Raw genomic sequence first — 21,464 nt, forward strand, 5'->3', positions numbered from 1 at the left:
CGGGGCAAGCCCGCTCCCACAGGGATCACAGCTTCTTCAAGCTGCAAGGAGATCCTGTGGGAGCGGGCTTGCCCCGCGAAGAGGCCATGAATAACAGCAAAAAACCCCAGGAAAGAACCTCGCAATGCGCTACACATCCTCTGCCCTGCTTCTCGCCCTGGCCAGCACCACCGCCCTGGCCGATGGCGACCTGATGACCCGCAACACCCTGACCGGCGACTGGGGCGGCCTGCGCCACCAGCTCGAGGAAGACGGCGTCAAGCTGACCGGCGACTACAGCGGTGAAGCCGCCTACAACGCCCATGGCGGCCTGCACCGCTCGGCCCGCTACTCGCAGAACATCAAGCTGGGTGCGCAGTTCGACCTGTCGAAACTGTACGGCCTGGACAACGGCGGCAAAATCCAGCTGACCATCAACGACCGCCGCGGCAACAGCGCCTCGGAAGACCTGGTGGGCAACCGCCTGCCGATCCAGGAAAACTACGGTGGCCTGTACACCCGCCTGACCGAGCTGAGCTACGAGCGCACGCTGTTCACCCCCGCGCTCAACGTCAAGCTCGGCTACATGGCCATGGGCAACGACCTCGGCGGCCTGGACAGCGGCATCCTGTGCAACTTCATGAACGCCGGTTTCTGCGGCCACCCGCTGAACATGTCCGGCGGCAGCGGCTGGACCAACTACCCCAACGCCCACCTCGGCGCGCGGGTGAAGTACGACCTGTCGCCGTCCTGGCAGCTGCGCGTGGCGGCGTTCAACGTCGACCCGCAAAGCAACGGCAACTCCAGCCGCGCCTGGCACCTGGGGCCCAAGCACACCACTGGCACCGTGCTGCCGGTGGAGCTGGTGTACAAGCTGCAGGGCGAGCTGCCCGGTGAATACAAGCTGGGTTACTACTACGACAGCTCCGACGTGAAGCGCATCGGCAGTGACAAGCAAGTGTCCGGCCGTGGCGGCCATTACCTGCTGGTCGACCAGGCGGTGTGGAACGATGCCGGCTCGCCGGGCCGCAGCCTGCACGCCTTCGGCCAGTACTCGGCGTCGAGCGAGGCGGCGTCGCCGTTCACCAAGTGGTATGGCGCAGGCGTGGTGCTGTACCAGCCGTTCGCCGGCCGCCCACGTGACACCGTGGCGCTGGGCTATGGCCGCGCCGTGCCCAACCCGCGCAGCCGTGACGTGCTGGAAGACGCCGCGTTCAATGCCGGGCAGCCGTTCCCCAACATCGACAACGCCGAGCAGTTGATCGAACTGAGCTATGGCTACCAGGCCACGCCGTGGCTGAACCTGCGGCCCGATGTGCAGTACATCATCGAGCCAGGCGCGTTCTCCGGGAAGGACATCGACAACGCGCTGGTAGTGGGGCTGCAGGTCAAGGCGACCTTCTAAGCCCTGCGGCCCCATCGCCGGCAAGCCAGCTCCCACACCCATCCTGTGGGAGCCGGCTTGCCGGCGATGGGGCCAGCACTACTCCCCCTGCCTGAGGTAATCCACCAGCCTCAGCAACATCGCATCACATCCCTGCAACTGCTCGACACTGACGAACTCATCCGGCTTGTGCCCCTGGTCCATGCTCCCTGGCCCGCACACCACCGTGGGAATGCCGGCCTGGTCGAACAGCCCACCTTCCGTACCAAACGCCACCGTGCCGAACGCCTCCGAGCCACTGAGCAGCGCCACCAACCGCGCCGCTTCGCTGTCTGCCGGCGTGGCCAGCCCCGGGTAGGCACTCAAGGGCGCCAAACGGATCGCACTGGCGCCATTGACCTTGCGCATGCGCGGCAGCAACTCGGCCTCGGCATAGGTCTGCAACTGGTCGGCCACGGCCTGCGCCTCGAACCCTGGCAAGGCACGCACTTCGAAGTCGAATGCACATTCCTCGGGCACGATGTTCAGCGCCCTGCCGCCATTGATCACGCCGGTCTGCACCGTCGAGAACGGCGGATCGAAGCGCGCGTCATGGTGCTCGGGCAGTGCCAGTGCCTCGCCGATTTCACCCAGCTTGCCGATCAGCTTGGCGGCGTACTCGATGGCATTGACCCCATAAGGCGCATACGCCGAATGGCACGCCGCGCCCTGCACCTGGCAGCGCATGGCCAGCTTGCCCTTGTGCCCGAGCACAGGCTTGAGCTCGGTGGGTTCGCCAATCAGGCACAGCCGCGGCTTGTTCGGCCGCTGTTGCAGCGCCGCCAGCATCGAGCGCACGCCCAGGCAGCCAACCTCTTCGTCATAGGAAAACGCCAGGTGCACCGGCATGCGCAGCGGCTGCGCGAGAAACGCCGGCACCGCCGCCAGCACCGAGGCAATGAAGCCTTTCATGTCGGCGGTGCCACGGCCATACAGGCGGCCATCGCGCTCGGTCAGGCTGAACGGCTCGAGCGTCCAGGCCTGGCCGTCCACCGGCACCACATCGGTATGCCCCGACAGCACCACGCCGCCCACACCGTCGGGGCCGATGGTGGCGAACAGGTTGGCCTTGGTGCCTTCCGGGTTGAGGAACAGCTCGCTGTGCACGCCAAGCCCGGCTAGGTAGTCGCGCACGAACTCGATCAGTTGCAGGTTGGAATCGCGGCTGACCGTGGCAAAGCCGACCAACCGCGCAAGCAACGCGCGGCTGCTGAACTCACTCATCGCCCGGCACCCCGTAGCTTGGCGCGGTGGTGGGGTCCAGGGCGCGGGTGACGTAGTCCTGCATCTGCGGGCGGTAGGCCTGCCACAGGCCGTCGAGTTCACCGATCGGGTCTTGCTCGGCCTAGTCCACGCGCAGGTCCACCAGCGGCCAGGTCAACTCGCCGGCGATCTTTATCGCCGCCGAATGCACCGGCCCGGCCTCGCCACCGGCGGCCATCGCCGCGTGCATGGCCGCCAGCAGGCGATCGGCCAGGTGCCCACCGGCCTGCTCGAAGGCCTGCACCATGGCCTCTATCACCTGCACCGAAGACAACAGGTTACCGGCCGCCGCGCACTGCTCGCCGGCCACGGCGTTGTGCACGCCCAAAGCTTCTTTACCGGTGAACAGCGCCACCTGGCCGTTGCTGTCGATCACCGTGACCTGGCGGTATTCGCTCCAGCCATTGGCGCTGAGTACCCGGTCCAGCGCCGCCGCGGGTGGCAGCTGGCCTTGCTCCAGGGCATCGAGAATCTGTGGGCCCAGTGCAGGCAAGGTGATGTTCTGGGTGGCAACGGCGCCGACACCGGCCCGCACCCACGGGCAACGGGCGCCCACGGCGATGCTCGACGAGCTGATGGCAATGCCGACCTGGCCGGTTTCCTGGCAGCGCCCGATGATGGAAAAGGTCATGTGAATGCTCCTGTTGTTCTGTGCGATTGCAGGCAATCTGAACAGAACCCTCTAGTGCGCGAAACGACCTTTTTCCTGTGCCTTGAAGAGGAAAAAACTAAGGCCGCGCAGCGCCCTCGAAAACACTCGAAAAATGCCCTGAATCATCGCTGCAAGCCTTGTCTTTCAAGGCCTTCGCCGTTTTATCGGCAAGCACTAGCTAAATACTATTTTCGCGATTTCGGCGGCATCCCTAGTCTGGCCCCAGGTAACGGCGGTCCTCCACAACCGACCTGACAAAAACCGCCTGAACAAGGGCTCGGACATGACACTGAACAATATCGAAATCGACACCCTGGTAGTCGGCGCCGGCCAGGCCGGCGTGGCCATGAGCGAACACCTGAGCAAGCTCGGCGTGCCGCACCTGGTGCTGGAGCGCAAGCGCATCGCCGAGGCCTGGCGCACCGGCCGCTGGGATTCGCTGGTGGCCAACGGCCCGGTCTGGCACGACCGCTTCCCAGGCCTTGAATTCAACCTCGACGCCGATGCCTTTGCTGGCAAGGACCAGGTTGCCGACTACTTCGAGCAGTACGTGCGCAAATACAACCTGCCGGTGCGCACCGGTATCGAAGTGAAGAAGGTGGTGCGCAACGCCGACCGCCCAGGCTTCACCGTCGAAACCAACGAAGGCGTGATCCGCGCCAACCGTATTGTTGCGGCCACCGGCCCATTCCAGCGCCCGGTCATCCCGGCCATCGCGCCCAAGGATGAGCAGCTGCACCAGATCCACTCCGCGGCCTATTTCAACCCCGAGCAGCTGCCGCAAGGCGCGGTGCTGGTCGTCGGTGCCGGCTCCTCGGGCGTGCAGATCGCCGAAGAATTGATGCGCGCCGGGCGCCAGGTGTACCTCTCGGTCGGCGCCCATGACCGCCCGCCGCGTGCCTACCGCAACCGTGACTTCTGCTGGTGGCTGGGCGTGCTGGGCGAGTGGGATGCAGAAATCGCCAAGCCTGGCCGCGAGCACGTGACCATCGCCGTCAGCGGTGCCCGCGGCGGCCACACCGTGGACTTCCGCGCCCTCGCCCACCAAGGCATGACCCTGGTCGGCCTGACCCAGTCGTTCGAAAACGGCGTGGCGCGCTTCCAGGACAACCTGGCCGAGAACATCCAGCGTGGCGACGAAAACTACCTGGCCCTGCTCGATGCCGCCGATGCCTACATCGAGCGCAACGGCCTGGACCTGCCGCTGGAGCCCGAAGCACGCAAGCGCCTGCCCGACCCGGCGTGCGTCAGCAACCCGCTGCTGGAGCTGGACCTGGCCCAGGCCGGGGTCACCAGCATCATCTGGGCCACCGGCTACGGCGTGGACTTCAGCTGGCTGCAGGTCGACACCTTCGACGCCAACGGCAAGCCCCAGCACCAGCGCGGCGTATCGCGCGAGCCTGGCGTGTACTTCCTCGGCCTGCCTTGGCTGTCGCGCCGCGGCTCGTCGTTCATCTGGGGCGTGTGGCACGACGCCAAGCACGTCGCCGGCCACATCGCCACCCAACGCACCTACCTGGCCTACCGCGACCGCGAACAGCGCGAAGCGCAAGACCAGCACACCCCATCGATCAGCAACGTCAGCACCCTCGGAGCCCACTGATGCCTACTCACACTCGCATCCGCATGTTCAACACCAAGGAAACCTACCCCAACCAGACCCTGGACAACGACCTGTGCCAGGCCGTGCGGGCGGGCAACACCGTCTACGTGCGTGGCCAGGTAGGCACCGACTTCGAAGGGCGCCTGGTAGGCCTGGGTGACCCACGGGCGCAAACCGAGCAGGCGATGAAGAACGTCAAGCAGCTGCTCGAGGAAGCCGGCTCGGACCTGTCGCACATCGTCAAGACCACCACCTACATCACCGACCCGCGCTTCCGTGAGCCGGTGTACAAGGAAGTGGGCAAATGGCTCAAGGGCGTGTACCCGATTTCCACCGGGTTGGTGGTGGCGGGGTTGGCCCAGGCCGAATGGCTGATGGAAATCGATGTGATTGCCGTGGTGCCGGATCAGCAGTGATTCGTTGCTAGGGCCGGGGGCGCTTTGCGCCCCATTCGCCGGCAAGCCGGCTCCCACAGAAGCTCCACGGTCATCAGGCATGTGGGGTTTGTGTGGGAGCCGGATCAGCAGTGATTCGATGATAGGACCGGGGGCGCTTGCGCCCCATTCGCCGGCAAGCCGGCTCCCACAGAAGCTCCACAATCATCAGGCACGTGGGGTTTGTGTGGGAGCCGGATCAGCAGTGATTCGATGATAGGACCGGGGGCGCTTTGCGCCCCATTCGCCGGCAAGCCGGCTCCCACAGAAGCTCCACGGTCATCAGGCATGTGGGGTTTGTGTGGGAGCCGGCTTGCCGGCGATGCTGTTTCAGAACTTGGCCAGTTCTTCGCGGCAGAACTCCACGAACAACTGTGCAGGCTTGGTCAGTTGCACCCGCTTCAGCCGCGCCGCAGCCAGCCCCGACAGCGCAACCGGCTCGGCAATGTCCAGCGTCACCAGCTTCTGCCCGTCATAGGTGCACTCCGAATGCGGCCGGGTCACCAGCAGCGAAAAGCCGAAGCCCTGCCCCACCATCCCGCGCACCATCTCGATCGAGGGCGAGCTGAAGACGATGTTCGGCGTCAGGCCCAGCTCGTTGAACAGGCTCACGAAGTAGGTGCGGCTCGGCGCCACGTCGAGCAGGATCATCGGCTCCGGGCACAGGTCGCGCAGCGAGACCTGCGCCTGGCCGGCAAAGCGGTGTTTCTCCGGCAGCAGCACGTAGGGCTTTTGCGGCGGCATCAGCGGTTCGGCCTCGATGGTGCCGTCCAGGTCGTGGTCGTAGAGAAACGCCAGGTCGAAGGTGCCCGCCGTGAGGCCCTGGATCAGGTCTTGCTGCTCGCCATCGCGCAAGCGAATGTCAACGCCTGGGTAGCGCTGGCGAAAGCCTGCGATCAAACGCGGCAGGTACAACGGCGCCACGGTCTCGAAACAGCCGATGTCGATCTGCCCGGCCACGGTGTCGTTGTCGGCCAGGGCGTTCTGCTCGAACTCGTGGGTCATCTGCAACAGCGTCTTGGTCTTGGCGTAGAAGCGCTTGCCACTGGGGGTCAGCGACACGCCCTGGGCGTGGTGGCGGATGAACAGCTGCACGCCGAAGCTCTCTTCCAGGCTCTTGATCGCCGTGGAGATCGAGGGCTGCGCGATGTACAGCTGGCGCGAGGCCTCGGCGACGCTGCCGGCCTCGACGGTGGTGACGAAGTATTTGAGTTGTCGCAAGGTATAGGAAGCCACAGGCACCTCTTTGGCGCCGCCAGGTGGCGCCTTTGGAATTATCCTGCCACTTTACCGCGCCGCCGCAGGCGCTGGCTGCAGGATGATCAAGGATTTGCCTAAGCCTTGAGCATATTTTGCTGCGCCAGGCAGGCAGGCCTGCGCGTGCAGCAAGCTGGTGAAATGATCCAGAGGGTCTTTACTCATAGCTAACGGCCCACAGGTAGGGAGTTTGCCTATGAAGATCGTTGTCACCAGCATCCTCGTCGACGACCAGGCCAAGGCCCTGGCGTTCTACCACTACGTGCTCGGTTTCGAGCCCAAGGACGACATCCCCATGGGCCAGTACCGCTGGCTCACCCTCACCTCGCCCAACGACCCCAACGGTGTGCAGCTGGTGCTCGAGCCCGACATGCACCCCGCCGCCAAGACCTACAAGGCCGCCCTCAAGCAAGATGGCATCCCCGCCACCTCGTTCGGCGTGCGCGATATCCAGGCCGAGTACACCCGCTTGTGCAAGGCGGGCGTGAAGTTCACCAAAGAGCCCACCCACCTGGGCCCGGTCACCGTGGCGGTGTTCGACGACACCTGCGGCAACCTGATCCAGATCGCCCAGAAGCATTAGCGGCCGGCCCCTGGCAGGCCAACCAGCCTTTCGCTACATTGGCTGCTGTTGCCCGTGCGCCACAACAAGGAAAACAGATGCGCCACGAATTCAGCGAAGTGCTCAACGACCTGGTCGACTACTTTCTGGTCGGCGACATCCAGTTGCTCGAACGCTTCAAGCACCAACACCAGCTGCCCGACGACTTGGCCAGCGAGTTCACTCACCACGACAGCGGCGACCGGGCGGTGCAGGAAGGCATCGTGCTGCCGCTGGCCGGGGTCGACAACCTGCCCTACCACATCCTCTTCACCCTCGACGGCCACCCGCCCGCGCTGCTCGAACCGGGCAGCCGGCTCAAGCATCGGCGCAACGGCTATGTGCTGCAGGTCGAGAACCGCGCCGTGATGCTCTACACCTGGCGCATCCTGCAGCATTTCACGCCCAAGACCCTCGGCGACCTGCTGGCCCGCTACCAGGTGCCGGGGCGGCCGATCATCGAGCTGGACAATGGCTGGTACGACGTCGAGGTGCTGGCGGGGGCGCTGGTGCGTGACGGCTTGTACGAGCCGGCCTTCGAGTTCGTCATGAAAAAGCGCTGGAGCCGGGGTGAAGCCAAGGCTGTGGACATTGGCTATGCCTACAGCCTGCGCGGCTATTTCGACTGAATGCACTGGCCTCATCGCCGGCGAGCCGGCTCCCACAAGAGCCGGCTACCTGCCCACAAACCTCAGGTGTGGTTGATGTCCCGGTCCTTGGTCTCGGGCATGAAGAAGATCCCCAGCACCGCCGTCATCAGCGCGATGACGATCGGGTACCACAGCCCGTAGTAGATATCCCCGGTCGCCGCCACCATGGCAAAGGCCACGGTCGGCAGGAAGCCGCCGAACCAGCCATTGCCGATGTGGTACGGCAGCGACATCGAGGTGTAGCGGATACGCGCCGGGAACAGCTCCACCAGCCAGGCCGCGATCGGCCCGTACACCATGGTCACGTAGATCACCAGGATGGTCAGCAGCAACAGCACCATCGGGTAGTGGATCTTCGCCGGGTCGGCTTTTTCCGGGTAGCCGGCCTCTTTCAAGGCGCCGGTCAGGGTCGCGGTGAAGGCATCGCTCTGGGCCTTGAGGTCTGCCGGCGCCAGGGTGCTGCCGTCGAAGCTTGGGATCACCCGCTCACCGATGCGGATCTGCGCCACGCTGCCCGGCTCGGCCTTCTGGTTCTCGTAGGGGATCGCGCGCTTGGCCAGCAGGCTCTTGGCGATGTCGCAGGAGCTGATGAATTTGGCCTTGCCCACCGGGTCGAACTGGAAGGCACACTGGCCAGGGTCGGCCACCACCACCACCGGGTTCTGCTCCTGGGCGACGAACACGTCCGGGTTGCCGTACTCGGTCAGCGCCTTGAAGATCGGGAAGTAGGTCAGCGCGGCGATGATGCAGCCCGCCATGATGATCTTCTTGCGGCCGATGCGGTCGGACAGGCTGCCGAACACGATGAAGAACGGCGTGCCGATCAGCAACGAGCCTGCGATCAGCAGGTTGGCGGTCTGTGGGTCGATCTTCAGGGTCTGCAACAGGAAGAACAACGCATAGAACTGCCCGGTGTACCACACCACCGCCTGGCCGGCGGTGCCGCCGAGCAGCGACATGATCACCACCTTGAGGTTTTCCCAGCGGGCGAACGACTCGGTCAGCGGCGCCTTCGACGCCTTGCCCTCGGCCTTCATCTTCATGAACACCGGCGACTCGTTGAGCTGCAGGCGGATGTACACCGAAATCGCCAGCAGCAGGATCGACAGCAGGAAGGGAATGCGCCAGCCCCAGGCCTCGAAGGCTTCGGTACCCATCGCCGTGCGGCAGGCCAGGATCACCAGCAACGACAGGAACAGGCCGAGCGTCGCGGTGGTCTGGATCCATGCGGTGAAGAAGCCTCTGCGCCCTTTCGGCGCGTGCTCCGCCACATAGGTTGCCGCGCCGCCGTACTCGCCACCCAGCGCCAGGCCCTGCAGCAGGCGCAGGCTGATCAGGATGACCGGCGCCGCCACGCCAATGCTGGCATAGCTGGGCAGCAGCCCGACGATCGCGGTGGACAGGCCCATGATGATGATGGTGATCAGGAAGGTATGCTTGCGCCCGATCATGTCGCCCAGGCGGCCGAACACGATGGCGCCGAACGGCCGCACGGCAAAACCTGCGGCAAAGGCCAGCAAGGCGAAGATGAATGCGGTGGTTTCGTTGACACCGGCAAAGAAGTGCTTGGCGATGATCGCCGCCAGTGAGCCATAGAGGTAGAAGTCGTACCATTCGAACACGGTGCCCAGGGAGGAGGCGAAGATGACCTTGCGTTCCTCCTTGGTGATGCCACGTTGGGGCGCGCTACTGCCCGTGGATGCGCTGTCGAGAACCGCCATGGGTTGCCTCCGTCTTGTCGTGATCGCAGGCCGGAGTACCTCACACCCATTTCACCGTCGCACCCAGGCCCTAGGGCTTGCTTTGGTTGCGCGAAGCACGACGAGGCGGGCCGCCTCGAATCGCAGCAAGGTATCTGAAGCATAATCGGCTTTGCCGGGATATCCACTTGCCAGCATCGGCGGATGCCATCACCCCAGAAACCGGTGCACCCTGGCAAGGCGTCTCGCCGTCAAACCGGCACCGGGCCCTTGAGCTCGACCTGATTGCCGTCGGGGTCGTAGCAATACAGCGACAGCCCCTCGCCTTCTGCGCCATAGCGTTTTTCCGCAGGCTCGACCGCCACACCGGCTGCCTGCAGGTAGGCGGTAATGGCCTGCTCGTCGAACGGCTCGATGCGCAGGCAGAAATGGTGCAGGTTGCGCCCCTCGGCTCCCGGCGCCGCGCCGCCTGGGCGCCCCAGCGGGCCATCGAGGGTCACCAGGTCGATCATCGCCGTGCCGGTCGCCAGGTGGACCATGCCTAAGTCCGCGCGCTCGCGGCTGACCGTGCAGCCCAGCAGGTCGCGGTAGAACGCCACGCTGCGCGGCAGGTCACTGACGCGCAACACCAGGTGGTCGATGTGCTTGAGGCTGAACGGTCGCATGCCAGGTCTCCTTGTGGCGGTTGCTCGGTGGCGTCAGCCACCATAGCCCAGCCAGCGGCAGGCTGGCCATGTTGCTCACTCGTTGACCAGGCGTTGCAACAGCCCGCCTTCATGGCGGCTGAGGATACGCAGGATCTGCTCGGCCAGCGCACGCTCCGGCGCCTCCAGGTGCAGATGGTGCCCGCCCGGGTGCCAGGAAACCCGGGCGTGGTCAGGCAAGGCCGGCTGGCGCTGCTCGAAGGCAGCGCCGCTGAACGCACCCTGGCGGCCCAGCAGCAGGTACAGCGGGCAGCGGATTTCGCGCAGCAGGTCGCAAGCCTCGCGCTCGGTCAGCGGCATCGGCTCGGGCAGTACCAGGCGCGGGTCATGCCGCCAGCAATAACCCTCGCCCACTTGCAATAGGTCGCGCAGCGCCAAAAGCCGCGCCGCCTCTTCCGACAGCTCGCCATCCAGGCGCTTGCGCCGCTGCTCCAGGGCCGCTTCGAGGTTGTCGAAGCGGCTGCCATCGGCCTCAGCAAAACCCTGCAGCTGGCTGCGCTGTACCATGCGCTTGAGCCGGTAGGCGCGGGCCAGATGCTGCACGCGGTCGCTCTCGGCCACGGTGAACGGCGCGCCCATGCCGTCGAGGAAGATCATGCTGGCGATGCCACTGCTCATGGCCGCCAGCAGCGAGGCGATGCCGGTGCCCATGCCATGGGCCAGCACATGGAACTGGCCCAGGCCCAGGCTTTCGGCCACCGCCAGCATGTCCTCTGCGTGTTCCCACAGGTAGTAGCCGCTGTCGTGGCGGCGATGGTCGGAGCGGCCGTGGCCGACCAGGTCCGGGGCCACCACGAAGCAGCCTTCGAGCATCGGTGCCAGGCGCTCGAACGAGGCGGCGTTGTCGAGCCAGCCGTGCAAGGCCAGCACCGGCATGCCGTCTTGCGGGCCCCAACAGCGCACGGCAATTTCTATTCCGTCGAGGTCCAGCAGATGGTCCTTGGGACTGAACGGCGAACGCATGCTCTCTCTCCCTGGCTGGTGCCTGGCGCGTACTCGTCAGGCCGGCACCCTACCATGGCCCAGCCGGCCGGCCGCCGCTGGCCCCTCGCCGACAGCCGCATATGTGTGACCGACGCCCCTCACGCAACTAATTACCGCACGGCAAGCGCTCTGCTGCGGCCCCATGGCGCCTCCTTCGACTGGAGAAACGCCATGACTTACACGCCGTACCACCACGCCCAGATCCTGCGTACCCTGCCTGGCTGGAGCAAGGCCCTGCACCCGGATCATGCCAGCCGCATCGTGCAGAGCCTGCGCAAGGACTACCTGGATGCCGACGGTGTCGCCTATCCCTGGTACGAGGCTGCGGACATGCCCACCCGCCAGGCACTGCAGCGCACCATCGCCCAGCGTGACGCCAGCCGCCAGGCTTTGCAGGCGGCCTTGGGCGCCCTGCAGAACCTCGCCACGTTCTGCACGCCGCTGCTGCAACAGCAGTTGAACCTGAACATCCCGGTTGACCGGGCGCAGTACGTGTACCAGCCCACCGAAGTGAAACTTCCCATTGGCGTGCCCCCTGGGTCTCGCCCCCCATCAGAGCTCAACGAAATCGTGCCTAAGGGCCCTGCGCAGTATCGCAGCCTGCTGGAAGCCGCCCTGCACAACTTCGAAGGGCCCGCCGACACCACCTCGCTCAGCCGCCTGCAGCGCAGCCACCAGGACATTCTGCCAATCGAGGGCCTGAGCCTCGGCGAGTTCATCGAACAGACCCGTGCGCTGGACCTGGGCCAGCGTTATCAAGCGCATCTGGACGCCATCTTCGAAGGCCCCGAAAAAAGCCGGCTGCATGATCTGGCCGTAGCCGCACGGCGTGATGCGTTTCGCGTGCAGGTGCGCATCGCCGCCTGCAAAGGTTTGCTTGATGCCACCGCCTCGGACGCCCTACACCAGCTGTGTGCCGACGAAGCGAACCCCACTTATGACGGCCGCCCCCTGCGCTGCTGGCAGGTACAGCTGTTTGGCGCCCCCATTCATGAAGTGCTGTTCATCGCACCTGAAGAAAACCGCAGCCATGACCCGGTGTTCCTCTACAACCCCGCAGACGAAGACTCGGTCAATGGTTTCGCCTCTCTGGGCGAGGCCTACCAGCATCTGCGTACCCAGCTGCTGAACAGCGACTACCGCCGGCGCTTCGTGGCGTTGGCCCTGCAGGCCCAGCAACCCGACCTGAACACGCGCCTGCAGCAGGCACTGTTCAGCAACGCCGACAAATTGCCCGACGAACCGCCACAAGTGCGCGACTCCATCCACCTTGAAACCCAGGAACACCCCCTGCCCACCCGCCCCTGGTCGGCACTGGAGGCAAGCCACCTGGTGCGGCTCAGGGCAGATGCCCGCAAGATCGCCGTACCCACCGCCGATGTCGATGCCCAGGTACGCCTGCGCAATCTGGCGTACTGGTTCGACATCGGCCTGAACGTGGTCAACGTCGCGGCCATGTTCGTGCCCTGCCTGAACCCGATCATGCTCACCCTCGGTGCCTCGCAGATCCTGCAGAGCGTGTTCGAGGGCGTCTCGGCCTGGGAGGACGGCGACAATGCCCAGGCCCTGGCGCAGCTGGAGTCGGTGTTGCTGAACGTCGCCGTGGTCGGTGCGGTAGGCGTCGGGGGCGTTGCGCTGAAGGCCTCCGGTTTCGTCGACGGCCTGCAGAGCATCGTCAAGGACGGCAAGGAGCAGCTCTGGAGCGGTACCTTGAAAGGCTATGCCAACGCCCAGTCGATTCCAGAACACCTCGAACCTGACGCCCAAGGCCGCTACACGCTCGAGGGCCGCTACTACGTGCGAATGGAGGGTGAGCTGTTCGAACAGGTGCAACAGGACGGCCGCTGGCAGGTGAACCACCCGCAAGATCCACAGGCTTATCGGCCAGCGCTGCTGGGCAACGGCGAAGGCGCCTGGCGCACCGTTCATGAAAACCCCGCCGAATGGGACCAGCGCCGCCTGCTGCGGCGCCTGGGGCCGATCAGCGAAGGCCTGGATGACAGCGCGCTGAACGCCGCGATGCAATGCGCCGGGGAACACGCCGACACCCTGCGCCACGCCCAAGTTGGCGCACAACCCACCCCCGCGCTGCTGGCCGATATCCTCGACCGCCTCAGGTCCACTCGCCAGGTGGACGACATCATCGACCGTGTGCGCCATGACAAGCCGCTTGCTGCCTACAAGAACTTCGCCCTACCAAGCATCACCGAGCTCGAAGACTGGCCCCAGCAGCACGTGATCAAAGCCTACAGCGGGCCGGAAAGCTGGGGAGACTACACGCGCTACGGCAAGGCGGATGAAGCCTACCCGGTGCAGATCGAGATCAACCGCAGCGAACTGGAGAACGGCCAGCTCAGCGCACGGATCGTGGCGCAACTCGATGAGCAAGCCATCAACGGGCTGGGGCTGGAAGGTAGCGACACGGCCGCCCAGGCCAAGGCGTTGAGCGATAAACTCGCCCGCCACCTTCACAGCAATCGCCAAGCGCTGTTCGAGCGCGTTTACAGCCGCCATGCATCCGCCCTGCCCCAGGAGGCCCAGACCATTGCCGGGCAGTTTCCCGGCGTACCCCACCGGGCCCTGCAGCAGGTCATGGCCAGGATCAGCGCCGGCGAGCGTCAGCAGCTGGGCAATGGCCGGGTGCCCCTGCGCGTTGCCGAGGAAGCGCGTGCGCTCCAAGCTCACGCCCGGTTGAACAAGGCACTGCTGGGGCTGTACCGGCCAGAACTGGCCAACGCCGACAGCGCAACGCTCGATGCGGCCCTGAAGGCCGAGCATCCCGACGCCGATGCCCAGCAACGCTTCGAACGCGCTGCCGCCGACCGCGCCCATGCGGCCAAGCTGATCGGCCAGCATCCGATCCGGCCTGGCTACCGTTCGCCCATGCGCCTGGCGGATGGGCGCGCGGGTTATCTGCTCAGTGGCCGGCGGCCCTTCGCCAACCCGGCGCAGCGACAGCTACGCGCACTGTATCCGGGCCTGTCCGAGCCTGAGCTCAGCGCATTGCTGCGCCAGCTGCGCCAGCGCGGCGATCTCGCCGGGCAAATTCGTGCGCTGCAATTCGAGCGAGACACCCTCGCCGATGCCTTGCGCCAATGGCAGGAACAAGCGCCCGAGCCAGAGCGCGCCAGGCGCGCCTCGGCGAGCGATCTGTTCAACCGCGCCTGGCGCCGGGACGACCCCGACAGCCTGAACCTGGAAACCCTGGAGATCGGAGGCCTGCCCTCGCTGCCGGCGCGCTTCGACCACATCACCTCGATGAACATCCGCAACATCGGCATCCGCACCCTGCCCGGAGACTTCTTCCAGAGCTTCCCCTCGCTGCGCACGCTTCGCGTCGCGCAAAGCCCGGAGCTGGACTTCGAACAGCTGTTCGCGGCACTTGCCTACACCCCGCAGCTGGAAGTGCTGGAGCTGGGCAACAACCAGCTCGATGCCCTGACCGCGAACATGCGCCAGCGCCTGGCTGGGCTGACCCGCTTGCGCCGGTTGAACTTGCGCCTCAATCAGCTGCAACTGACGGATGCAGATCTGCAGACCCTTTCCCAGCTGCCCATCGAATACCTTGATCTGGAAAACAACCAAATCGCCCTGACACCAGACTTGGCCGCGCGCTTCTCCAGCCTGGCCCAGTTGCGCGAGCTGCGCCTGACCAACAACCCCCTGCAGCACGCACCGGATGTGACCGGCCTGGCCCAGTTGGCCAACCTGCAACTGCGCAACTGCGTGTTGCACAGCTGGCCAAACGGGCTCACGGCGCTGATGACCCGGGCTGACCTGCAACTGCGCATGCTCAGCCTGAGCTACAACCCCATCACCGCGCTACCAGACCTGGAGCCAATTCTCGCCAGCCCGTTCGCCCAGGCCCTGCACACTGGCCGGGTAAACGGTGGGTGGGACTTCAATGCCAATGACCTGGACGCGCAAAGCAATCGCAGGCTGCGTGCCACGGGCGTGGAAATTGACAGCGACAGCGAACTGTCCGACGCCAGCGAAGACTTCTGGCCGCAGCACGCCAGCCCTGATCGGCGCGCGCTCTGGGACGAACTGTTCGCAGGCAATGCCAATCCCCATTTGCGCGACGTCGTGGAACGTGTCGCAGGTTCGGCGCAGGCCCGGGACAACCTGCCGGAGATGACCAATCAGGTCTGGCAGCTGCTGGAACAGGCCGGGAGGGATCAAGCGCTGCGCAGCCACCTGGAGACGGTCGCGCAAGAATACCCACCGACTTGCGGTGATGCCGGTGCCGATGGTTTCAGCGCCCTCGAACTCGAAGCGCTGGCCTTCAGGGAGCTTGCCCAGGAGGCCGACCGCCCCTACTACCTGTTCAATTTCTTCAGAAGGCTCTATCGCCGCGAAATGGTCAACGCACTGGCCGAGCAGATCCAGCTCGCCCGCCTGGCGCGCCAGGCACGTTTGCTGGAGCTGGAACGCCTGCCGCCCGAGGCGCCGCTTGAAGACCTGGCCCTGCCCGCTCTGGATGAACTCGATGGGCTGGCTGACGATCGACTGTTGCTAGGCGGCACGGACCTGATCGAAATCCGCCTGGCATTGCGCCAGTCATTGGCGTACGTACTGGATTTTCCGGAAACCCGCCAAGGCATGCTCTACCGTGCCGAGGCGATGGTTTCAGAGTACGTGGTAAGAAACGTGGAGTACGCGGTGCTCGCCCTTGACCAGGCGGCAGCCCAGCGCCGGGCCTGGGTGGCGCGCCTGCCCATTTGGCAACGCTATCTCAGCCAGCACTTCGCCGAACAGTTTGCGGCCTTCGATGAACGCTGGTACCAGGGCTTGCAGTATCTGGACTACTGCCTGGACGCGGAAAACGAAGCGGTGGCCTCGCTGGATCAGGCGGTCTTGCAGGCCATCACCGACGTGATGCCCCAGCCGCCGCTGGATGAAGCCGGCCAATTGCGCCGGATGGACCTCGACAGCCAGGCCTACGACCAGGCCAGCCGGCGCCTGAACGCCGGCCGCGACCTGGCTCGCCAGGCCTTGTTCGAGCAACTGACCGGCGAGCAGGACCCCAACAACTGAGGCCCGCTACTGGCCGCGCAGGTCTTCGAAGTACACCTGCCGGCCATCCACCTGGCTCGACGCACGCGGCAACGCCGCCACTTCGCCGTTGGCCGCCTCCACATGCCAGTAGCAGTGCCTGACCGCGCGGGTTACCGCCACGTAGGCCAGGCGCTGCACCTCCTCCTTCTGCGCCGTGTCGAACGGCTGGGCATCGCCGGCACGCCCCAGGCCGGCCTGGCGATAGACCTGGTTCTTGTAGGACGAGCTGGTCAGGTACTGGCAGTCGCCCAGCATGAACACGGCATCGGCCTGCAGGCCCTTGGCGCTGTGGTAGGTGAGCTGGCGCAGGCGGCGCTGCTCAGGCGCAAGCCCAGCCTCGGCCTGCAGCACCGGCTGCAGGTGCTCGCCCATCAGGGCTTTGTCGCTGCCTTTGCGGTACAGCATCATCACCGATTCGCCGCGCTGGTAATGCTCGATCAGCGTTTGCCCCAACGCCGCCTCGTCGCGCTCGAACACTTTCACCGGCGAGCCCGCAAGCTGTGCCGCAGGCCCGGCAGCGCGGGCTTTCTTGCCCGCGATGGCCGGCGTGCCCTTGACCAGGTGCTCGGCGGCGTCGATCACCTGCTGCTGGCAGCGGTAGTTGTCGACCAGCATCACCCGGGTGTTGGCCGGCGACGGGAAGGCCTTGGCGAACTCCATGAAATACTTCGGCGAACTGCCGCGCCAGCCATAGATCGACTGCCAGTCATCGCCCACGCACATCAGCGAGGAGTGCTGGGCGTGGCGCCCGGTGTGCATGGCCGGGCCACGCCGGCGGATTTCGGCGAGGCTGGCGCGCAGCCAGCTGACGATCTGTGGCGATACGTCCTGGAACTCGTCGATCATCAGGTGCGCCAGCGGGCGCAGCAGAGGGTCGGGCAGCAGTTGCAGGTTTTCCGGGTTGTTCTCGCCGAACAGGGCGAACATGCGGTTGTAGCTCATCACCGGCGGCGACTGGCTCAGCAGGTGGGCTTCCAGCGCTTTCCAGTACAGCGCCAGGGCCTCGAAGAACAGCGCGTCGGGGTCGCCGGTGGGGAAGCTCATCGCGGCCACCGCGCTGTTCACCTCCAGGCCCAGGTTCTCGATGAAGTTGGCGGCGCCGACGAAGGCGTCCAGCAACGGCGCCGGGGCCAGTTCGCCCTTGACCTTGTATTCGAAGCCAGGGCCGGCCACTGCATCGCCCGCCAAGGAGGCCGCCAGGCGCCGCGCCATGGCGTAGTTATCCAGCCAGATCAACGGCTTATCGCAGAAAGCTTGAAGTAACGTGCGCTTTACCGCCCACTCCGCGCGCACCGCGAGCTTGGCCCCAGGGCGCTGGTACTGCGCGCTTTCAGAAGGGTCGAAACCCAGCACCACCCAGGCATCGAGCCCTTCCAGGCGGCCGTGGACGTGGAAGCGACTGCCGCGGATTTCGAGCGTTTCGCGGCACGGCTCGATGCCCTTGATCGGCCAGGCGCCGGCGGCGAACCACAGATCCTCGATCACATCGCACAGTTCTTCGTCGCGCTGGGCGGCCAGCTGCGTCACCTGCACGCGCTTCTGCACATCGGGGTGGTCCGGGTCCAACGGCTTGAGCTGCAAGGCTTCACGGCGCAGGGTGGCGATGATCTGGGCAAAGCGCGGGCTTTCGCCGAGCAGGTCGCGGTAGCACAGGTTGAGCTGCTGGCGCTGGGCGTCGTTCAGGCGCAAGTCGAACGGGTTGCTGTCGGCTTCGGCTTCCTGCCCGGCCGGCATCTCGTTGCCCAGGGTCTCGAACGCACGCAGCTGGCCGAAGCCCGGCAGGCTGCGCACCAGCGGCAGGATGCGCGAATGGAAGGTGCGCACCAGTTCGCGGGCGCGGGCCGCTGGCAGGTCGAGCTGCCACAGGGCGAACACCTGCATCAGGCGCTTGATGAAGTCCTTGCGCGACTCGCGGGTGAAGGTGACCACGGTCATGGCGTCCAGTTCGTAGCCCAGGTAGTGGCGCAGCAGCAGGATGCGCAGCACCAGCGAGGTGGACTTGCCCGCCCCGGCCCCTGCGACCACGCAGGTGGAGGGCGTGTCGCTGAAGATCAGCTTCCACTGCGCGGCGCTGGGCTGGGCCTCGGCGGGCAGGCGCTGGGCCACGTCGGACTTGAAGCGCTTCTTCAGCTCGGCGGTCAGCGGCAGGCGCCAGTCGTCGAACAGCTTGTCGTCCTGGCCGGGCACGGCGGCGATGTCGGGGCGCGAATCGCGGATCACCAGCACCTGGCGGCCAGCTTCGTAACCCTCCACCCGCCCCTGCTCGAAGCCTTCGCGCACGCCATCGGCATGGCCGCTGCGCTGGCCACTGGCGTGGCCGTGAAACCAGGAGTCGCGGTGTTGCGCCTGCAGGCCGGTCAGGCCACGGCCCAACAGGCGCGCCAGCAGGCGACGGAACCAGGGCAGCTGGGCGGGCGGGGTCAGTTCGGCGAGGGCCTGGGGTTGCTCGTGGGCCACGGTCACTCCGTTGAAATTCCAATCAGCGGGCATGTTCGCCCCATCTGCCAAAAATCGCCAGCGAATGCTTGCAGATCAGTGGATTAGGCGACGAACCGGAGAATGAATCGCGGATATAAATATCGATTTAATCGATTATAATAAGCCGATATTTACGCTTATTTTCGATCTTTCTTTGGCGCATCATGGCTCCATTCCACCGATTCAAGGAGCACGACCATGCTGCAACTGCGACCCTTCGAAAGCCTGGGCCATGCCAACCACGGCTGGCTCGACGCCCACCACCACTTCTCGTTCGCCGAGTACCACGACCCGGCGCGCATGCACTGGGGCAACCTGCGGGTCTGGAACGACGACCTGATCGCCGCGGGCAGCGGTTTCCCGCCGCACCCGCACCGCGACATGGAAATCATCACCTATGTGCGCGAAGGGGCCATCACCCACCAGGACAACCTGGGCAACAAAGGCCGCACCGAGGCCGGTGACGTGCAGGTGATGAGCGCCGGCAGCGGCATCGTGCACAGCGAGTACAACCTGGAGAAGGTCGACACGCGGATCTTCCAGATCTGGATCATCCCGGAGCGCGTGGGCGATGCACCGTCGTGGGGCACGCGGCCATTTCCCAAAGGTGAACGTGGCGAAGGCTTCGTGACCCTGGCCAGTGGCCGCGCCGGCGATGAGGACAGCCTGCAGATTCGCACCGATGCACGGCTGCTGGCAGCGACGCTGAAAGCGGGCGAAACGGCCGAATACCGCTTCGATGCCGGGCGCCGGGGTTACCTGGTGCCGGCCAAGGGGCTGGTGGAGGTCAATGGAGTGCAGGCCAAGGCCCGGGATGGGCTGGCCATCGAGGATGAAGCAGTGCTGCGGGTGACCGCAGTGCAAGACAGCGAGATCGTGCTGGTCGATGTCGCTTGAGTGACCGGGGCCGCTTAGCGGCCTCATCGCCGGCAAGCCGGCTCCCACAGGGTTAATTGCCCTGTGGGAGCCGGCTTGCCGGCGATTGGGCTGCAAAGCAGCCCCCGGCTCACCCCTCAATCAGGCAATCGCGGCATCCACCAACACCTGCGCTTCTGCCACCAGGCGCTGCAGGTGCGCCTCGTCGATGAAGCTCTCGGCGTAGATCTTGTAGATATCCTCGGTGCCCGAAGGCCGCGCGGCGAACCAGCCGTTGGCAGTCATCACCTTCAGGCCACCAATCGCCTGGCCGTTGCCGGGCGCGTGGCTGAGGATCTGCACGATCGGTTCGCCAGCAAGCTCGGTGGACTTCACCTGCTCCGGCGCCAATTTGCTCAGCAGTGCTTTCTGCCGTGGGTCGGCCTTGGCCTCGACCCGCGTGGCGAACGGCTTGCCCAGCGCCGCGGTGAGGTCGGCATAGGCCTGGCTCGGGTTGCGCCCGGTGCGTGCGGTCATCTCGGCCGCCAGCAGCGCCGGAATCAGGCCGTCCTTGTCGGTCGCCCAGACCGAACCGTCCCTGCGCAGGAACGAAGCACCCGCGCTCTCCTCGCCGCCAAAGCCCAACGAACCGTCGAACAGGCCCTGGGCGAAGAACTTGAAGCCCACTGGCACTTCATACAGCTCGCGCCCCAGGCGCTCGGTCACCCGGTCGATCAGGCCGCTGGACACCACGGTCTTGCCCACGGCCGCGTCGCTGCGCCATTGCGGGCGGTTGCGGTACAGGTAGTCGATGGCCACGGCCAGGTAGTTGTTCGGCTGCAGCAGGCCATCGGCGGTGACGATGCCGTGGCGGTCGTGGTCCGGATCGCAGGCGAAGGCCACGTCGAAACGCTCGCGCAAGCCGATCAGGCCCTGCATGGCGTAAGGCGAGGATGGGTCCATGCGGATCTGGCCGTCCCAGTCCACGGTCATGAAGCGGAAGGTCGGGTCGACCTCGGTGTTGACCACTTCCAGGTTCAGTTGGTAGCGCTCGGCGATCGCCGACCAGTAGCGCACCCCTGCCCCGCCCAGCGGGTCGACGCCCAGGCGCAGGTTGGCGGCGCGGATCACCTCGAAATCGATGACATTTTCAAGGTCGGCCACGTAATGCGCGACGTAGTCATGGCGCTGGGTGGTCGCGGCCTGCAGCGCCTGGGCGTAGGCCATGCGCTTGACCCCGGCCAGGTCCGCCGCCAGCAGTTCGTTGGCCTTGGCCTCGATCCACTTGGTCACGTCGCTGTCGGCCGGGCCGCCATTGGGCGGGTTGTACTTGAAGCCGCCGCTTTGCGGCGGGTTGTGCGACGGGGTGATGACGATGCCGTCGGCCAGGCCCTGGGCGCGGCCACGGTTGTAGCAGAGGATGGCGTGGGACACCGCCGGCGTCGGGGTGTACTCATCGTCCTTGGACAGCATCACCTGCACGCCATTGGCCGCCAGCACTTCCAGGGCACTGGCGGCAGCCGGGGCGGACAGCGCGTGGGTGTCGGCGCCGATGAACAGCGGGCCATCGATGCCCTTTTCCTGGCGGTACAGGCAGATGGCCTGGGTGATCGCCAGCACGTGGTTTTCGTTGAAGCTCAGGTCGAACGAACTGCCACGGTGCCCCGATGTGCCGAAGGCCACGCGCTGGGCCGCCACGGCGGCGTCGGGGCGGCCGGTGTAGTAAGCGGTGAGCAGGCGGGGGATATCGACCAGCACGCTGGCCGGAGCCGGCTTGCCTGCCAAAGGACTGAGCGTCATGCAAAAACCTCGAGTTCAACGAA

14 protein-coding genes and 1 pseudogene are annotated in these 21,464 nt (G+C 65.7%); 7 read left to right on the forward strand and 8 right to left on the reverse strand.

Annotation, left to right across the window (positions count from 1 at the left end; genetic code table 11):
- The first annotated feature begins 124 nt into the window (after positions 1–124).
- Positions 125–1,384 (forward strand): carbohydrate porin, encoded by a 1,260-nt coding sequence (locus B3E94_RS05330; protein ID WP_286912606.1) that lies wholly within the window; start codon positions 125–127, stop codon positions 1,382–1,384.
- Between the two features lie 78 nt (positions 1,385–1,462).
- On the opposite strand, the gene argE is transcribed toward B3E94_RS05330, so the two are convergent.
- Both argE and B3E94_RS05340 read right to left on the reverse strand, forming a co-directional pair.
- Positions 1,463–2,626, reverse strand: a complete 1,164-nt coding sequence (gene argE, locus B3E94_RS05335) for an acetylornithine deacetylase (protein ID WP_286912608.1) — start codon at positions 2,624–2,626, stop codon at positions 1,463–1,465.
- Positions 2,619–3,296, reverse strand: a pseudogene (locus B3E94_RS05340) (DUF1028 domain-containing protein). The gene argE and the pseudogene B3E94_RS05340 overlap by 8 nt, the downstream one beginning before the upstream one ends.
- 304 nt (positions 3,297–3,600) lie before the next feature.
- On the opposite strand from B3E94_RS05340, the gene B3E94_RS05345 reads away from it, so the two are divergent.
- A complete protein-coding gene (locus B3E94_RS05345; protein WP_286912610.1) occupies positions 3,601–4,920 on the forward strand; it encodes a flavin-containing monooxygenase in 1,320 nt (439 codons plus the stop codon).
- Positions 4,920–5,336 carry a RidA family protein gene (locus B3E94_RS05350; RefSeq protein WP_176515215.1) on the forward strand — a complete coding sequence of 139 codons (417 nt, stop codon included), beginning with the start codon at positions 4,920–4,922 and terminating at the stop codon, positions 5,334–5,336. Before B3E94_RS05345 ends, B3E94_RS05350 begins: the two co-directional genes overlap by 1 nt.
- Before the next feature lie 348 nt (positions 5,337–5,684).
- On the opposite strand, the gene B3E94_RS05355 is transcribed toward B3E94_RS05350, so the two are convergent.
- Positions 5,685–6,590 carry a LysR family transcriptional regulator gene (locus tag B3E94_RS05355; RefSeq protein ID WP_176515217.1) on the reverse strand — a complete coding sequence of 302 codons (906 nt, stop codon included), beginning with the start codon at positions 6,588–6,590 and terminating at the stop codon, positions 5,685–5,687.
- Positions 6,591–6,807: 217 nt separating this feature from the next.
- On the opposite strand from B3E94_RS05355, the gene B3E94_RS05360 reads away from it, so the two are divergent.
- Positions 6,808–7,194: a VOC family protein gene (locus tag B3E94_RS05360; RefSeq protein WP_176515221.1), complete on the forward strand. Its 387-nt coding sequence runs from the start codon at positions 6,808–6,810 to the stop codon at positions 7,192–7,194.
- Between the two features lie 77 nt (positions 7,195–7,271).
- On the forward strand, positions 7,272–7,841 hold the full coding sequence (locus B3E94_RS05365; RefSeq protein WP_286912612.1) for a hypothetical protein: 570 nt from the start codon (positions 7,272–7,274) through the stop codon (positions 7,839–7,841).
- 62 nt (positions 7,842–7,903) lie between these two features.
- Here B3E94_RS05365 and B3E94_RS05370 read toward each other — a convergent pair whose 3' ends face one another.
- From B3E94_RS05370 to B3E94_RS05380, 3 genes are all read right to left on the reverse strand, one after another.
- Positions 7,904–9,583 (reverse strand): MFS transporter, encoded by a 1,680-nt coding sequence (locus tag B3E94_RS05370; protein WP_236236517.1) that lies wholly within the window; start codon positions 9,581–9,583, stop codon positions 7,904–7,906.
- Positions 9,584–9,813: 230 nt separating this feature from the next.
- On the reverse strand, positions 9,814–10,227 hold the full coding sequence (locus B3E94_RS05375; RefSeq protein ID WP_286912613.1) for a VOC family protein: 414 nt from the start codon (positions 10,225–10,227) through the stop codon (positions 9,814–9,816).
- 75 nt (positions 10,228–10,302) lie between these two features.
- Entirely contained in the window at positions 10,303–11,229 is a 927-nt protein-coding gene (locus tag B3E94_RS05380; RefSeq protein ID WP_286912614.1) for an alpha/beta fold hydrolase, read from the reverse strand.
- Between the two features lie 192 nt (positions 11,230–11,421).
- On the opposite strand from B3E94_RS05380, the gene B3E94_RS05385 reads away from it, so the two are divergent.
- On the forward strand, positions 11,422–16,287 hold the full coding sequence (locus B3E94_RS05385) for a dermonecrotic toxin domain-containing protein (RefSeq protein ID WP_286912615.1): 4,866 nt from the start codon (positions 11,422–11,424) through the stop codon (positions 16,285–16,287).
- A 6-nt stretch (positions 16,288–16,293) separates the two neighbouring features.
- Here B3E94_RS05385 and B3E94_RS05390 read toward each other — a convergent pair whose 3' ends face one another.
- Entirely contained in the window at positions 16,294–18,798 is a 2,505-nt protein-coding gene (locus tag B3E94_RS05390; protein WP_286912616.1) for a UvrD-helicase domain-containing protein, read from the reverse strand.
- 186 nt (positions 18,799–18,984) lie between these two features.
- Between B3E94_RS05390 and B3E94_RS05395 the strand changes: the two genes are divergently transcribed.
- The gene (locus tag B3E94_RS05395) at positions 18,985–19,683 is read left to right on the forward strand and encodes a pirin family protein (RefSeq protein WP_236193795.1); all 699 of its coding nucleotides are present in this window, start codon (positions 18,985–18,987) and stop codon (positions 19,681–19,683) included.
- A 120-nt stretch (positions 19,684–19,803) separates the two neighbouring features.
- Here the strand turns inward: B3E94_RS05395 and pgm are convergent, their stop codons facing one another.
- Entirely contained in the window at positions 19,804–21,441 is a 1,638-nt protein-coding gene (pgm, locus tag B3E94_RS05400) for a phosphoglucomutase (alpha-D-glucose-1,6-bisphosphate-dependent) (protein ID WP_286912618.1), read from the reverse strand.
- Positions 21,442–21,464 lie beyond the last annotated feature (23 nt).

This window comes from Pseudomonas sp. UBA6315, assembly GCF_002438125.1.
GTDB classification, from domain to species: domain Bacteria; phylum Pseudomonadota; class Gammaproteobacteria; order Pseudomonadales; family Pseudomonadaceae; genus Aquipseudomonas; species Aquipseudomonas faucium.